This window comes from Paenibacillus thermotolerans, assembly GCF_028745515.1.
Taxonomy (GTDB): Bacteria; Bacillota; Bacilli; order Paenibacillales; family YIM-B00363; genus Paenibacillus_AE; species Paenibacillus_AE thermotolerans.
In genome coordinates, this window is record NZ_JAQZSG010000002.1 from 301266 (window position 1) to 315833 (window position 14568).

17 protein-coding genes and 1 pseudogene are annotated in these 14568 nt (G+C 51.1%); 14 read left to right on the forward strand and 4 right to left on the reverse strand.

Translation table 11 applies throughout. From position 1 onward, the window contains the following. Positions 1 to 11 precede the first annotated feature (11 nt). From PT964_RS03380 to PT964_RS03400, 5 genes and pseudogenes are all read left to right on the forward strand, one after another. Positions 12 to 1817 carry a LamG domain-containing protein gene (locus PT964_RS03380; RefSeq protein WP_274361902.1) on the forward strand — a complete coding sequence of 602 codons (1806 nt, stop codon included), beginning with the start codon at positions 12 to 14 and terminating at the stop codon, positions 1815 to 1817. A gap of 164 nt (positions 1818 to 1981) precedes the next feature. After that, positions 1982 to 2335: pseudogene (locus PT964_RS03385) on the forward strand (bifunctional 5,10-methylene-tetrahydrofolate dehydrogenase/5,10-methylene-tetrahydrofolate cyclohydrolase); the annotation flags it as partial. A gap of 273 nt (positions 2336 to 2608) precedes the next feature. After that, positions 2609 to 3055, forward strand: a complete 447-nt coding sequence (locus PT964_RS03390) for a hypothetical protein (RefSeq protein ID WP_274361903.1) — start codon at positions 2609 to 2611, stop codon at positions 3053 to 3055. Between the two features lies 1 nt (position 3056). Next, positions 3057 to 3281 carry a helix-turn-helix transcriptional regulator gene (locus PT964_RS03395; RefSeq protein WP_274361904.1) on the forward strand — a complete coding sequence of 75 codons (225 nt, stop codon included), beginning with the start codon at positions 3057 to 3059 and terminating at the stop codon, positions 3279 to 3281. Positions 3282 to 3312: 31 nt separating this feature from the next. Beyond that, positions 3313 to 4011: a DUF4386 domain-containing protein gene (locus PT964_RS03400; RefSeq protein ID WP_274361905.1), complete on the forward strand. Its 699-nt coding sequence runs from the start codon at positions 3313 to 3315 to the stop codon at positions 4009 to 4011. A 66-nt stretch (positions 4012 to 4077) separates the two neighbouring features. On the opposite strand, the gene PT964_RS03405 is transcribed toward PT964_RS03400, so the two are convergent. After that, positions 4078 to 4578 carry a hypothetical protein gene (locus tag PT964_RS03405; RefSeq protein WP_274361906.1) on the reverse strand — a complete coding sequence of 167 codons (501 nt, stop codon included), beginning with the start codon at positions 4576 to 4578 and terminating at the stop codon, positions 4078 to 4080. 640 nt (positions 4579 to 5218) lie between these two features. On the opposite strand from PT964_RS03405, the gene PT964_RS03410 reads away from it, so the two are divergent. The 8 genes from PT964_RS03410 (at position 5219) to PT964_RS03445 (ending at position 9352) form a co-directional block, all read left to right on the forward strand. Then, positions 5219 to 5731: an NUDIX domain-containing protein gene (locus PT964_RS03410; RefSeq protein ID WP_274361907.1), complete on the forward strand. Its 513-nt coding sequence runs from the start codon at positions 5219 to 5221 to the stop codon at positions 5729 to 5731. 144 nt (positions 5732 to 5875) lie between these two features. Beyond that, positions 5876 to 6367 (forward strand): GyrI-like domain-containing protein, encoded by a 492-nt coding sequence (locus PT964_RS03415; RefSeq protein ID WP_274361908.1) that lies wholly within the window; start codon positions 5876 to 5878, stop codon positions 6365 to 6367. A 21-nt stretch (positions 6368 to 6388) separates the two neighbouring features. Then, positions 6389 to 6844, forward strand: a complete 456-nt coding sequence (locus tag PT964_RS03420) for a GNAT family N-acetyltransferase (RefSeq protein ID WP_274361909.1) — start codon at positions 6389 to 6391, stop codon at positions 6842 to 6844. A 217-nt stretch (positions 6845 to 7061) separates the two neighbouring features. Beyond that, a complete protein-coding gene (locus PT964_RS03425; protein ID WP_274361910.1) occupies positions 7062 to 7265 on the forward strand; it encodes a helix-turn-helix transcriptional regulator in 204 nt (67 codons plus the stop codon). Between the two features lie 4 nt (positions 7266 to 7269). Further along, on the forward strand, positions 7270 to 7572 hold the full coding sequence (locus PT964_RS03430) for a hypothetical protein (protein ID WP_274361911.1): 303 nt from the start codon (positions 7270 to 7272) through the stop codon (positions 7570 to 7572). A 111-nt stretch (positions 7573 to 7683) separates the two neighbouring features. Then, on the forward strand, positions 7684 to 8118 hold the full coding sequence (locus PT964_RS03435; RefSeq protein ID WP_274361912.1) for a VOC family protein: 435 nt from the start codon (positions 7684 to 7686) through the stop codon (positions 8116 to 8118). A 240-nt stretch (positions 8119 to 8358) separates the two neighbouring features. Beyond that, entirely contained in the window at positions 8359 to 8637 is a 279-nt protein-coding gene (locus PT964_RS03440) for a hypothetical protein (protein WP_274361913.1), read from the forward strand. A 280-nt stretch (positions 8638 to 8917) separates the two neighbouring features. After that, positions 8918 to 9352, forward strand: a complete 435-nt coding sequence (locus PT964_RS03445; RefSeq protein WP_274361914.1) for a hypothetical protein — start codon at positions 8918 to 8920, stop codon at positions 9350 to 9352. A gap of 17 nt (positions 9353 to 9369) precedes the next feature. Here PT964_RS03445 and PT964_RS03450 read toward each other — a convergent pair whose 3' ends face one another. The 3 genes from PT964_RS03450 to PT964_RS03460 all read right to left on the reverse strand — a co-directional run bounded on the left by PT964_RS03450 (position 9370) and on the right by PT964_RS03460 (position 13561). Further along, a complete protein-coding gene (locus PT964_RS03450; RefSeq protein WP_274361915.1) occupies positions 9370 to 10632 on the reverse strand; it encodes an MDR family MFS transporter in 1263 nt (420 codons plus the stop codon). Between the two features lie 127 nt (positions 10633 to 10759). After that, positions 10760 to 11689, reverse strand: a complete 930-nt coding sequence (locus PT964_RS03455) for an AEC family transporter (RefSeq protein ID WP_274361916.1) — start codon at positions 11687 to 11689, stop codon at positions 10760 to 10762. A gap of 135 nt (positions 11690 to 11824) precedes the next feature. After that, positions 11825 to 13561 carry an alpha-glycosidase gene (locus PT964_RS03460; protein WP_274361917.1) on the reverse strand — a complete coding sequence of 579 codons (1737 nt, stop codon included), beginning with the start codon at positions 13559 to 13561 and terminating at the stop codon, positions 11825 to 11827. A 268-nt stretch (positions 13562 to 13829) separates the two neighbouring features. On the opposite strand from PT964_RS03460, the gene PT964_RS03465 reads away from it, so the two are divergent. Further along, complete coding sequence (locus tag PT964_RS03465) at positions 13830 to 14303, forward strand: DinB family protein (RefSeq protein WP_274361918.1); 474 nt, start codon at positions 13830 to 13832, stop codon at positions 14301 to 14303. Positions 14304 to 14568 lie beyond the last annotated feature (265 nt).

Consider the following 14568-nt stretch of genomic DNA (forward strand, 5'->3'; position numbering starts at 1 on the left):
GAGGAAATGGATTGGACAGCTTGCGGGAGGGGTTAGTCGGGCACTATTTGTTTGACGGCAACGTTGAGGACACGAGCGGTTTCGGACGTCACGGCAGGGCGGAGGGGATAACCTATACGGCCGACCGTTTCGGCGAGACGGACGGGGCATGCGCTTTTTCAGGGAATGGGGATCATGTGGTTGTAACGCTTCCGCCGGCGCTCGATCGCGATGCGTTTTCCGTATCCGTTTGGGCGAAGTATGACGAGCAGGCGGCGCTCAAGGGGTGGAACAGCGCCATCATTTCACAGGACGATAACGGCCTTCGGAAGGAAGGGGCGCATCGCGTATTTCAGTTGAGCACCAAAGGGGCATTATTTGTATGGCATCGCATGATGGGCGGACGGGATCCGATAGCTAAGCAGCCGATTCAGCCGGGCGTTTGGTATCATATTGCGGCCGTATACCGTGAAGGACGCCATTCGCTTTATGTGAACGGGATGTTGCAGGACGAACAGCCGGGATCTTTTGCGCCCAGTGCGGACGAGCCGATTTATATCGGGAAAAAAAATTCGAATGAACCGCGGTTTTGGTTTCGCGGAGCGCTGGATGATCTTCGAATGTATGACAGAGCGCTGTCCGAGCGGGAGGTATCCGCTCTCTATACGGAAAACGGCTACACCGGTGACCCTCAATTGGCGCACGTTCCGGCCCGCGAAAGCAAGGCGTACGACGCATCTGCCAAATTCCCGGCGAAAAAGCTGCTGGAACGCCAAGCCTTCAATTGGAACGATTGCTATAACTCTTTTGCGTTAGCCCTGCACGGCGCAATGCTGTATACGTCCAAACCGTTGAGCCTGCCGCAGGCATTGGTTTATACGGGACAAGCTTTCTCCATTAATACGAACGAGTCCGTTATGCCGATGGATGTTTTCGGCGACGGAAGCTTGCTGAGGGAAGCCATGGACAATCTCGGCTTCGACATCGAGGTGCTGTCGGCCAACCTCTACGGGGGCGATTGGGAAGAACATACCGTCGAACGGGCGCTGGACATCGTCCGGGAAAGCATTGGGCGCGGCTTTGCCGTCGTAGGCTGGAACCTTGATAACTACGAGCATGGGCTTATTTACGGATACGATGACGAGCGGCGAATTCTCCACATTCACGATATTAACGCGCGGGGCGGAGGAGAGCTCTCCTATGACGATTTCGGGCGAAGACCGCGGAACGGGCAGCCCATCAATCCGGAAATGTTCGTATTGGCGTTAAAGGAGCGGAACGACCGGCCGCACGTAAACGTTACGCGATATTCGGAGGAAGAAGACGCGAGCTACAGGAAAACATTAAGCAAAGCGCTCGCCCTTGCGATTCGCCACATAGACGACAAGGGAGGGGACGGGAGCGTACGAAAGAACGGAATAGCCGCCATAGATGCATGGATTACCGCTTTCGAGGAGGGAACGGCGCACCGGTTTTTCACCAGCTACAACCTTCTGTGGATCACGTCTTCAAGGCAATATCTCGTTCCGTTCTTCATCCAATCGTCGATTACCCATTGCATGTCCATTCAGGATCCGAAGCTTCAGCAGCTGATGTTGAAGGCATCCGACGTGTATTTGTCGAGCTATCGGGCTTGGGTAAGCATGCGTGAGATGTTCCCGTTTCCGCATAGCGCGGATCCGGCGGATCCCGTGTTGAAGGCGGAAGCGATCCGGCTGCTCCGTGAAGCACGGGAAGCCGAGGTTGCCGGGCTGGCTGTATTGCGCGAGATGGTGAAACATTTGACACCGCTGGATGAAGAGCTCGGTTTGGAGATGACTGAGGGCATTGTCGGTTGAAATCGTACAAGCAAGCCACCCTTAAGGGGTGGCTTGCTTGCCGAAATTAGGTAAACATATGTTTTACGGCCTCAGTCCATTGTGTGTAGACTACTGAAGAGGAACAAAGAAATGCGCCTTGGAAATCGTTCGGATGTCTGATCAGCTTGTTAAGAGCATCCATGCCGGTATCGGCAATGCTTCTGAACAAACACGCTACCGTAACGACCTGTCATTCGAAAACCCGAAATATTGCCGAGATCGTTCGATTAGGGGATATCGTAGTTGCCGCCGTAGGAAAGCCGAAGTTCGTTCAAGGGGATTGGATTAAACCGGGTGCGGTTGTGCTGGACGCCGGGTATAACGAAGGGAACATCGGGGACGTCGACTATGACGGCTGTATGGAGAACGCGTACGCGATCACCCCGGTTCCGGCGGGGGTCGGACCGGTTACGATCGCTACCTTGCTAAAGCATACAGTGGATGCCGCGGAAAGAATGGGCCGGGACAACCTTCACCTGAGTATGTCAGTAAAGTAGACAAATTAGTCAGCGTAGAGTGACAAAATTGTCAATTCGATTGACTAGTAGAAGCGGGTGTCACTGATATTGACAAAATAGTCAGCGGTCACTGACAAAATAGTCAATATCGCTGACAAATAGGAAAGAGTAAAGAAAACGCACTGTCGCGGTTGGCCGCAGACGATGCGTTTTTTATGTGTAAATTAAACTTGACATAATGGATGATTTTGGTTACGTTATGTATACCATACTTTACATTATGTAAAGAGGAATATACAGGAGGCGTATTCCATGACCTATCAAGAAAAGAAGAGCATCGTAACGCTGATCGGCGCCATACTCATATTCGGAGCTTATTGTTTGTACATGGTTCCGAAGCTTCCCGCCGCGGGACTGGAGTCGATGGAAACGTTTCGTTTCTGGGGCGCCTTCGTTCTCAACTTAATGCTGGTGTCGATCGTCGCGCATATCGTTATCAGCGTTATTTTCAACATCGTCTTTCGAATCACGACCGGAGAGAAGGAACCGACGTTCGCGGATGAACTGGATAAGCTCATTGAATTGAAAGCGTTCCGGAACTCATTTTTTGTATTTATCCTTGGCTTTCTTCTGGCCATGGGTTCGCTGGTCGTCGATCAGCCGTCACAGATGATGTTTGTAATCCTGATCGCCGCCGGATTCGTTTCCGATGTGACCGGCTCCGTTACGAAACTTTATCACTATCGGAGAGGAGTCTAATATGAGTAAACATCTTGTCGGCAATCACATCCGAAAATTACGGTTCATCCATCATGAAATGACCCAACAGCAGCTGGCTGACAAGGTGGGCGTAACGAGACAAACGATCGTGGCCCTGGAAAAAGGAAATTACTCCCCGTCTTTGGAGCTTGCTTTCCGCATTGCTCACGCCTTCAGCTTGCCTTTGGAAGAGGTGTTCTTTTACGGGGAACATACGGAGCAGTAAGCGCGAATATAACAACGAAGGAGAAAATCGAGTGAATTTTTCTATCAGAAAGAGCGCAATTATTGTGGGAATATTGTTTATTGTTGCAGCCGTTACGGCGGTGATCGGAGGACTTATTTTTTATAAACCGATCCTTGGTTCCGATTACCTGGTGAACGGTTCCGAGCACGCCAATGAAGTGATATTCGGTGCGGTTATGGAGTTAGTCCTGGTCGTTTCGGCGGTCGGCACTGCAACGACCATGTTTCCGATTTTAAGGAAGTATAATGAAACGATAGCGCTTTGGCATGTGTGCTTTCGGTTTCTTGAAGCGATCATTATTACGGTCGGTGTAATCAGCGTATTGTCCCTAGTGACCTTAAGCCGTGAATTTGCAGCCGCAGGTGCGGGGGACGCCGCCTTCTTTCAAGCAACAGGCACTTCGCTGAAAGCAATACATGACTGGACCTTCCTGCTTGGCCCCAATTTCATGTTGGGCATCAATACGATGATGTACAGTTATATTTTCTACAAAACCAGGCTCTTGCCAAGGTTTATTCCGATCTTAGGTATGACGGGGTCAGTTTGTATTTTTCTCTGCGCGTTGTTAGTCATGTTCGGCGTATTTGATCAACTTTCCGTTTGGGGCGCTATTTTGGCGGTGCCTGTTTTCGTTAACGAAATGACTCTCGCGGTGTGGCTCATCGTGAAAGGCTTCAACAAATCCGCATTTGCTTCTCTTTCTTACTAGAGTCTTCTTATAAGTTGGATAGATGATACGTATGCTGGATATTCAAACAAAAAGCCTTTATTTACCTCAGGAAGCGCGCTTCGAAATATATTGATAAAACCAAATCGTGGCACTTTGAACAAATAAATATATACAGAATGAATATTGCACGCGGTAACCGTTCTTATAATGAAAGACTCCCGCTTTCGCGCATAACAATTCAAAAGCGACGGAAATAGCGGAAAACAGTATAATATATCCGACAGTTCCGAACCGTTTTATTTGCCAACGGTCATAAAAGTAAATGAAATAGTACGCGAAAGGCGCGTAGAGAAAATAAACGATAAAATCCATTAAGGTATAGGCAGGTCCGTCCATAATATCGTACAGGTCAAAAACATGACCGCCGGCAGAGTTATCCAATATGGAAGCGACGGCAGCGCTAAAGAGAATCAGCAAGAGAGTGGTGGACATCGGAAACCGTTTCGGCATAAAGCACATCACCGTGTATGCAAGCACAAGGCAGCCCAGCACGAACCAGTCATTCAGATCAAATGCTTTTTCAACCAACCAAGCGGGACCTTTCATGACCGGCTACACACCCATCTAAAGGATCTTAACATCGCGAATGCTAAGAAAAACAAAAGAAGCTTATAGCCGATAAGCCATATCCATACATGTTTTTCGCTGTAGGAGACAATGTTTGTAAAGTAACTGAGCGCTTCCGTGCCAATAAGGAAACCGATTGCGAAGAGATGAACGAGTATTTTTTTAGAAAAGGTGCGGACCAAATACAATAAGTTGATCATAATCGCAATAAATAATGGGATCATGATGCTTTGCAGCAACGAGAAAGAGACATAGCGATGGGCTTCCTTCGCTATGCCGAACAGATGCAACGTGTCGCCGAATACATAGGATAAGTTAGTATTGATAAAGTTTACAATTAGAAAAACAAAGGCGAACTCCTGGTTGGGTATTTTTTTTACCGACATAGCTGACGCTAGTAGAAGCCAACACAAGGAAATATAAAGGGATATGATCATAGTTCCCTCAAAGGTTATTTTGTTTTATTCATAGTATTGCTACTGATAACAATTCATAAACATTAAGATCGTTATTTCTTAGTCAGGAGACGCCTTGAAAGCGGGATGATCGCGGCCGCAATCGAAACGGTGATAAGCGCACTACATAGTTCGAGGCACAGTCCGATAAGGGGGATGCTGCAATGACCGTTGTGAATGTGAAAGAGAACATGGAATGGCTGCCGATGCCTAACGAAATTCGCTCGGTAATAACGAACGAGCTGCCTCCTCCCGAGCTTGTGACATCCGCATTTGTACTTGCTTTTAAAGAGAATGCTTTGATTGTAACGAACTTGAACGACCGGGGCTGGGATATTCCCGGCGGGCATATCGAAGCGGGGGAAACTCCGGTTCAGGCGGTAATGAGAGAGCTGTACGAAGAAACCGGAGCCGTCATAGAAGAACCCGAATTTCTTGGATTTATGAAGATTCATTTATTAGGCGAAAGGCCTCCCGGATATAAATACCCTTTTCCTTGCAGTTACATGGTCTTTTACTGCGCGAACATTGCAAAGCTGGATCCGTTCGAAAGCACCGAGGAGGTTAAGGAAAGAGGACTTTTCGGGCCGGAGAAGATTCAAAGCATTCCCTGGGTGAGGGACAACTTTGCATTCTACGAAGAGGCGTTCCGAAGAGTGAGTCGGGAGTCTAGGTAGTCTACCACAATATGGTATAATGATGAAAAAAGCGGTAATGCAAAAAGAGAGAGTCGCTTTACGCGCTGTCTTTTTTCTATGAGCCGTTAGCTGGTACAAACACTGGGCAAATATTAATAAGTGCTGTAAAAAGGAGAGATTGTATTGAACGGGACAACGCTTTTCGCTTTGCCGGACATGCAGGCTCAGATCTTAGAGCACGGGGAGTTGAAGCTGATCGGCATTCCATGTATCGGTCTTACCGATATGGGGTCCAAGTATCGCCTTGCGAAGGATAGCTTGCTAGGACTGTCAGGCCATTTGCCCCAAATCGTAGATGCGTCCGTGCAGTACGGCATGTGGCCCCAAGTTCCGGGGCAACATACGCCGAGCACGCACGCCTATATTTTATGCGTGGAGGTTTCCACCTTCGACGGAGTGCCGGAATGGTTTGTGCGAATGACGGTTCCGGCGCAGCGCTGCGTTGCGGCGGCCAGCAAAGACGGAGATTTTGACGGGGCCGGTCGGGTGATCGACGCATATATAGCCGAGAATGGCTTGACCGTGGATGCAGAAGGGCGCGAATATACAATCTGCGAGAGGTACCGTTATAACGCTGAAGGATTTGCTCGGTATTCTCTACCGATCAAAGAATAGATATAGCTAGGAGTGGGTAGGGTGGAAATCATACTGGACGATGTAACCGGGCCCGAAATCGCGGCTTTGATCAACGAGCATCTGCAAGGAATGTTCGAGCATTCCCCGCCGGAAAGCGTTCATGCGCTCAATCTTGAAGGCTTGAGAAAACCCGACGTTACTTTCTGGAGCGCTTGGGAGCAAGGACAGTTGCTTGGATGCGGGGCGCTTAAAGAACTCGATCGCGAGCATGGCGAAATCAAATCGATGCGAACCTCTTCGGCCCATCTTCGAAAAGGTGTGGCAAGAGCGGTTCTTGCACACATCATTGAGGAAGCGAAACGGCGCGGCTACCGGCGTCTCAGCTTGGAAACAGGATCGATGGACGCTTTTATACCTGCAAGGAAGTTGTACGAGAGCTTCGGTTTTCAATATTGCGGGCCTTTTGCAGATTATGTGGAAGATCCTAATAGTGCATTTATGACGATGGAATTGTAGAAGTTGGAGGCAGTTTGGATGTTATAGCGGGGAAGAAAGCGATCGTAGTAAAACAGGTCGTCATTCAAGGACATTCGAAGTATGGTTAAGCCGGTACCATTGCTGTGGTGCCGGCTTTTTTATGTTCGAATAATATGTAAAGGGGTCTTGACATACAGCATGGACGTAAAGTATGCTTTACGTAAAGCTAGCTTTACTATTCAGGAGGTGATTGTACGTGGAGCACCGCATCAAAGAGCTTCGGGCGGAAATTGGCTTAACGCAGGAGCAGCTGTCCGAACAATTAGGCGTTTCAAGACAAACCGTTATTTCAATAGAGAATGGCCGGTACAACCCGTCGTTGGAGTTGGCTTACAAAATAGCGAAAGTGTTTCACCGTACGATCGAGGAAGTTTTTATTTTTGAGAAAGGGAGTGACTGAAGGTATGGTATTGGACCAAATACTTGGTTTGTTCGGGATCATTTTCGGGGCTGCCGGCGGAGCATTCGGATGGTGGTGGGGCCGCAGACAAGCGGCTCGAAAGCGGGGACTCGATGAAAGATTTGAAACGATCTCCGTCAAATCGCTCGAAACGGCTTGGAAAATAACATTAGCGGCCATCTATATTATCTTCATACTGCTGGTTTTCGGCGTACAACTGCCCGCCGTGCCGGCGATCGGCATTTTGATGCTTGTGCACATGGCCGGGTGGGCATTCTCAACGATTTACTATCATTTGAAATTGTAAAGCGGGAAGCTGCCATAAACACGAAAAATAATATTAATTTGTCATTGCAGGAATAGGATTGCGCAACGAAGAATATATGGATGAATATTCCAATTAAAGGTGCGTGACGGGATGAACAAACTGGAGCTGAAGCATGAGCTGGAAAGACAGTACCCGCATAATCAGGCAGCGTTGAAAAGAATCGAATGCGTATACATCCCGGTGACTAATGCGGCAACGACGAAACAATTTTTCATGAAGCACGGGCTGGTAACTTTATCTCCGAACGGAAATGTGAAGCTGGCTTCCGGGCAAGGCATATTCTTCTTGGAGACGAAGGAAAAGCAGACGGCCAATTTCGTGACCCACGATTGGGACGAGAATAACGAAGAGCACGAAATGGAGTCGATCTGTTTTGAAGTAACCGAAATCGCCGAGCTGCACGCGCAAATGAAAAATAACGGCGCGCACGTATCCGAGCTCAAAGACAGCGGAGGTTGCGGCCTGGCGTTCCATTTCTTCGACCCGGACGGCAATAAATATACCGCATGGCAGGATGTTCAATAAAGTCAATGTCAATCGCACTGACAAATGAGTCAGCGAAGAGTGACAAACTTGTCAATACGGTTGACATGTAAGGCGAATAGTCAATCGCACTGACAAATGAGTCAGCGGTCGCTGACAAATGAGTCAATTCAGCTGACAACGCAAGGCTGCCACCGGTTATATACGTACAAGCTGATAAAAAAGGATTTCCATCGCTCGCGAAGAATACGTATTTTACAGAAACGCGATGGAGGGAAGGAAATGGGCGACAGTAAAGAAATTAAGGATATCGATTCGTTCTTAAAAATGAAGGAAGCGGGGATCGGATTCGTCGTAATCACTGATTCCTACAATCCTAATAGAGTCCACCGGCCTGATTGCACATGGGTTTCTGCGGAATATTTCAAAACGAAGGTCGTCGACAACGGCAATGCGCTCGTACATTACTATTGGGTGGACAGCGTAGAATCGGCGGAGGAGAAGTGGAACGCGCATATTTGCACCAAATGCCTTAGCGCGGTCAATATTAATGCCGTATAACGCCGATAATCTCCAGTGGGAATAAGTAACGGATAGAATTCAGAGCCGATCTGAACTCTATCCGTTTTTTTATTTGCAAGAGCTGCTTTGTTATTTCCAAAAATCGGCGGATAAAATGAAACGGCAAGTGTAAAAATAATGAACGTTTGGAAACGGTTGAAGCCCCATACGGACAAAATCGCGGGAGGTCATCACTTTGTCTAAAGAAATGCTCCGGGCGCTAAAACGGGATCCGTCGAAAAGCAATGAACCGTTGGCATCAACAACAGAGGAGGCTGCCATGGAACTTGATCCGTTAAGCAATCAATTGGAGCAGCTGCAGCAAACATTATCGCAATTGCAAAACAACGGCCAGCAACAGAACGGGAACGGCGGCTCTTCAGCGCAAAATAAAGAGAAGAGCGCCAATGAACTGATGAAACAAATCGACCAATTCGGAAGCCAAATTCAAGACCAGAAGAAGCTCGCGTTCGATCAGCTTCAGCAATCGATTCAGCAGGCGGCCCAAACGTTGAACGAAGCGAATCAAAGCTTGCAGGCTTATCAAATTCTCGATCAAATGCAGCAATTAACATCCAAAGCGCAGAACCAGTTTAAATCGATCCGGCAGCCGCAGCAGCAATCGAATCAACAATCCAAGCAGCAGCGGTCGAAGCAAACTGAGGACGATAGCGATCAGATCGGCGGCACGAACAACAATAACCAGGTCCACTAACATTGCGCCGCATCATGTTAAGCGCTGCCTGCCGCCGCCGTTTTCCCCGCAGTCTTCGAGGCTTTGGCGCCGGCGGACGGAGCGGCGGACATTTTCCGGATCAATGCATATTGCGCCAATCCCGCCAAAGCCAGCGATCCGGCCACGATGGCGAACGTTACATGACCGCCCCACAGCTGAAACAGAAAGCCGAAAGCGATCGGCCCGACGCCGCGGGCGAGCTGCCAGTTCATGCTGAATACGGAGAAATAGCGTCCCCGCATATGTTCGGGAGCGATCATGGAGACGGCCTTCTGCATATGAGGGCCGTTGAGCATTTCTCCGGCGGAAAACACCAGTTCGGCGAGAATAAGCAGCGCGAGACCGGGAGCGAAGCCGTATCCTAGCGCAACCGCCGTAAATAATCCGTACGAAAGCAGAATGACCCGGCGCGTCTCCCAACGCTCCGTCCACCGTGCGAGCGGGATTTGCAGCAGCATAACCGTCAAGCCGTTAATGGTAAGCATCGTCGTGAGCATCGCCTTGTAATTGTCGAACTGGCCTTGCAGATGCAGCGGAAGTACGGTTTCTACTTGCGCGTACAAAATACCTATAGGCAGCGCAAGCAGGGTCATATAAAACAGCCATTTGTGATCGCGGAAGTTCAGGCGCGTATGTACGGCCGCCGCTTCAGGCGCGCCGCCGTTGTCCGCTTCGCGGCCGCGGGCCGGCATCGTTTCGGGAACTTTCCGCCATACGAGCAGCAGGTACAGGGCGAAGGAAGCGGCCGAAATCGCAAACACGATCTTCGGTTCCCACGAGAAGATCAGCAGCCCGAGCATCGGACCGAACGCCGCGCCGACATTGAGCGCCGCATGCAGCGATGCGAATACTTCCGCCCGCCGCTCGGCCGGCACGATGTCCGCCACCTGAGCGTTAGCGGCCGGGAAAAACAAGCTGGAGCCGATTCCGTTCACGATGGAGCATAATGCGAACGCCCAGACCGATTCGGAGAAGAAAAAGCCGACCATCGCCCCCATATTGAGAGCCAGCGCGCTGATCATTAGCGGCTTGCGGCCGATCCGGTCGGACAAGCCGCCGGCCCAAAGCCCGACGACCATGGCCGCCAGCGGCTGAAGCCCGACGACGAGCATCGGCAGCAGGATCGAGCCTTCGAGCTTGTCATACAGATACAGCACCAGGAAAGGCCGAATCATGAAGCCGGCGACGGTCGTGATGACCGTGCCGATGATCCGAATCCAAATCGCGGCGTCATAGCGAGAAATTAATTTTGTCCACATGCCTCTTCCACTCCTTATCTTCCGTCCCCTTAATCTATTTCTGTCATTTCATCAGGGTTGTAAATCATTATATCGGAGAAAGGGGGAAGAAAAAGAGCAGCTTTTGATCATGCCATTTCACCTTTTATTAAAGACCGCCGATCAGCGCGATTACTACCGTTACGGTAACGATGCTGAACAGGGTGGAAAGAAACACCGCTTGGGACGCGAAGTCCGGCTCGTTGTCGAACTCCACCGCAAGCAGCATGCTGCTGAGCGACGTGGGGACGGCGCACGATAGAACGAGCGCTTGCGCAAGCGGCCCGTGATAGCCGAGCGCGAACACAACGGCGAAGCCGATGGCCGGAGAGACGACGAGCCGCAGGCCGTTGGAAAGAAACACGTTCGACAAGCCCGACATGGAGACGTTCCAGTTCATGTTGCCCAGCTGGGCGCCTAGCGTAATTAACGCGGTTGCCACAAACCCTTGCGAAACGTATTTGAGAGGAATATAGATCGATTCCGGAATCGGCGCATCGGTTATTTTCACAAGGAAGATCAGAGGCAATACGTAAATGACAGGGAAGGTTGCGATTTCGCGCAATATTTGCTTGAAGGTCAGCCGATGGGCGTTCACGCTGTAGATGCCGAACGTGTTCGGCAGCAAGTTTTGCATCATCATAATGATGAGCTGAATGGACATCGTGAACGGATTGTTTGCAAACACAAGCTGGTTCAAAGGAATCGCGAAGTTCGCGCTGTTGTAAAAAATGACGCTGTTCCGCATCGCCCCGCGCATTCCGCCTTGAAGGCGCCGAAGTCTTATGGCCGCCTCGGCGACCAGCAGCAAGGCCGCATAGAATATCGCGAAGAACAGCAGCACTTGGCCCAGAACGCCAAAGGTAAAGGTAGATTCATAGAGCATGACGAACAGCACGCAGGGCGAAAACAAATAAAAGTTCAGCTTCGAAAGCGTCCGGATATCGAGCTTGAATACGCGCTGCAGCGTTGCGCCCGCGGCGATCATAATCGAGAGCGGGATGACGTTGTACAATAAAATATGTAAAAAATAAGCCATGCTGCGGTTACCGCCTCCCTATTGTTATCGAACTATAGCTTACCGCGAACGGACGATTTTTTGAAGGTTATTTTGACAGGAAATGAATCCATAGAAAAAAGAAGACCTTGCGGTCTTCTCCGATTTACGTATAAACTAAGCCTTCGATTGAAGCACCAAATATCCGTATTCCGGCAGCTCTATCTCAAGGCCGCTGCCGACGGCGACAATTTCGCCGGTGAGCGCGTCGCGCCAATTGCCTTCGCCGAAATCGAGCTCGAACGTGCGCGGCTTCTTGTGCCGGTTCATGAGAATGACGAACCGCTCTTGCGCATCCGCCCGTTCGTACACGAGGCTGCGCTTCTTGGCATGCAGGAAACGCAGCGAACCGCAGCGCAGCGCGGCATGGCGCTTGCGGAGCGCGATCGCGTCCTTGTAGAACGCAAGCAGCTCTTGATCCTGCTCGGCCGGATCCCAAACCATGCACCGCCGGCAATCGGGATCGCCCTCGCCGGCCATGCCGACCTCGTCGCCGTAGTAGATGCACGGCGCCCCTATATACGTCAGCTGGAACAAGACGGCGAGCTTGAGCAGCCGCTTGTCGCCGCCGCAGACGGTAAGCAGGCGCGGCGTATCGTGCGAGTCGAGCAGGTTGAACATCGCCTCGTTCACCTGCCGCGGGTACGAGGCGATCTGGCGCCCGATCGCATCCGCGAATTCGCGCGCGTCAAGGTCGCCGCGAGCGAAGAAGTCGAGCGCTTTGCCGGTGAACGGGTAGTTCATCGTCGCGTCGAATTGGTCGCCCTGCAGCCACATCATCGCATCGTGGAACATTTCGCCGAGAATGTACACATCCGGCTTCGCCGCTTTCACCGTTTGGCGGAATTTCCGCCAAAATTCGTGATCCACCTCGTTCGCCACGTCGAGCCGCCAGCCGTCGATGCCGACCTTTTCGATCCAGTAGCGCGCAACGCCGAGCAAATATTCCTGCACCTGCGGGTTCGCCGTATTGAGCTTCGGCATATGCTCTTCGAAGGCGAAGGCGTCGTAGGTCGGTACGCCGTCCTTTTTCTTGAGCGGAAATTTTTTGACATGGAACCAGTCTTTGTACTGCGACTTCGCGCCCTTCTTCTTCACGTCGAGGAACGGGGCGAAGGTGGCGCCCGCGTGATTGAACACGGCGTCGAGCATGACGCGGATGCCGCGGGCATGGCAGGCGTCGACCAGCTTCTTCAGAAGCTCGTTGTCCCCGAAATGCTTATCCACCCGCAAATAATCTTCGGTATCGTATTTGTGATTGGTTGTCGCCTGGAAGATCGGCGTGAAATAAATCGCGTTCACGCCAAGCTCGCTCAAGTGATCGAGATGATCGAGCACGCCCTGCAGGTCGCCGCCGAAGAAATTGTACCACTCCGGCTTGCCGCCCCACGGCAACACTCCCTCCGGGTCGTTGGAGGCATCGCCGTTCGCAAACCGTTCCGGGAAAATTTGATAGAAGACGGCATCCTTCACCCATTCCGGCGGCTTAAACAGCTCGGAAGCGTGGAGGAACGGAAACTCGAACAAACCGAAATGCTCCTTCGGACGCTCGGAATGAAAGCCCTTCTCGGAATACCAAATATCCTTCTTGCCGGACAACAAGCGGAACCCGTACGCCAGACGCCGGAACTCCGGCTGGACGGAAGCCTCCCAATAGTCGAACAGCTCGTCCGAAATGAGCTTCTCCGCGGAAGCCGTCTTCATTTGCTCGAACGGTTGAAATTTATCCCCGTACAGCACCTCGACGCCGTCCAGATCGCCGCGCTTGGCTCGCAGCCGCAGCACAACCGTTTTCTCGTCGTAGGCGAACGACCAATTCAGCTTCGGACGATGATAAACCGCCTCCAACAACATGCGCGATCAACTCCTTACTGTAAAAATAAAGGGTACAGCCTTGAGTGTTCGTTCACCCGAGGTTGTACCCGTCTCATCAAGGTAGCATTGCCTTCAAATTACGTACTATTTTATCATACCGGGCCGAAGTTTGAAATAAAGAAGTCGATGGAAGCGTTCACAAAAAACATGGGAAGATCGTACGGTTCACACGGCGAAGACTAGGGTGTTAAAATAAGGAAAATGCGCCGACTGCCGTACGACCGCTTACGATATGGAGGGGAACGTGTTGAATCCGGAGCAATTGCTTAAGCAAGTGGAGTTGATCCGCTCGATCACTTTGAAGACAGTGGAAACCGTCACCGACGAGGAGGCCGACGTTCAGCCGGCCGGCTTCAACAATACGATCCGGTGGCATTTGGGGCATATATATCTTGTGCAGGAGCGGCTGGCGTTTCATTTCGCCGGATTTCCGGTGGATGTGCCGCCGGTCTATATCGATCTGTTCGGGAACGGCACGAGGCCGTCCGAATGGAAGGGCGAGGCGCCCCCGATCGCCGAGCTTGCCGCGAGGCTTTCGGAGCAGCCGGGGCGCATCCGCACGCTGCTTGGCGAAAAGCTGAGCGAGGCTCCCGCCGTCCCGTTCCAGAACTACAGCGGGACACTTGACACGATCGGAGCGATCGTCAATTTCAGTTTGTATCATGAGGGAGGCCACAACGCCTCCATGCAGACGATCTTGAGGCTGGTCAGGGGCGGGTAGGCTAAGCTGAGGTGACGGCGGGGGCTAGCTGCCTGCCGTCATGGGTTAACGGATGATGACGTGCTTATTTTTCAGGGGCGGCTTTGAATTGCTTACATTAACGGATTCGAAGGTACTTATTGTAACATCGTCCATAGGTTGATATGGGGTAAACGTCTATTTAAGTGCCGCAGGATCCGTTATTCGACGAATCGGTTGGCCGACGTTCCGAAATAAGTGCTTCTAGATCCGTTATTTGCCTCCTGCAGCCGACGCACCGGCTTCA

Excerpts from the sequence above, each read along its gene's own strand:
- PT964_RS03390 (WP_274361903.1), top strand. The coding sequence starts at position 2,609 with ATGACCTATCAAGAAAAGAAGAGCATCGTAACGCTGATCGGCGCCATA.
- PT964_RS03395 (WP_274361904.1), top strand. The coding sequence starts at position 3,057 with ATGAGTAAACATCTTGTCGGCAATCACATCCGAAAATTACGGTTCATC.
- PT964_RS03405 (WP_274361906.1), bottom strand. The coding sequence starts at position 4,578 with ATGAAAGGTCCCGCTTGGTTGGTTGAAAAAGCATTTGATCTGAATGAC.
- PT964_RS03410 (WP_274361907.1), top strand. The coding sequence starts at position 5,219 with ATGACCGTTGTGAATGTGAAAGAGAACATGGAATGGCTGCCGATGCCT.
- PT964_RS03430 (WP_274361911.1), top strand. The coding sequence starts at position 7,270 with ATGGTATTGGACCAAATACTTGGTTTGTTCGGGATCATTTTCGGGGCT.
- PT964_RS03435 (WP_274361912.1), top strand. The coding sequence starts at position 7,684 with ATGAACAAACTGGAGCTGAAGCATGAGCTGGAAAGACAGTACCCGCAT.
- PT964_RS03440 (WP_274361913.1), top strand. The coding sequence starts at position 8,359 with ATGGGCGACAGTAAAGAAATTAAGGATATCGATTCGTTCTTAAAAATG.
- PT964_RS03445 (WP_274361914.1), top strand. The coding sequence starts at position 8,918 with ATGGAACTTGATCCGTTAAGCAATCAATTGGAGCAGCTGCAGCAAACA.
- PT964_RS03450 (WP_274361915.1), bottom strand. The coding sequence starts at position 10,632 with ATGTGGACAAAATTAATTTCTCGCTATGACGCCGCGATTTGGATTCGG.
- PT964_RS03455 (WP_274361916.1), bottom strand. The coding sequence starts at position 11,689 with ATGGCTTATTTTTTACATATTTTATTGTACAACGTCATCCCGCTCTCG.
- PT964_RS03460 (WP_274361917.1), bottom strand. The coding sequence starts at position 13,561 with ATGTTGTTGGAGGCGGTTTATCATCGTCCGAAGCTGAATTGGTCGTTC.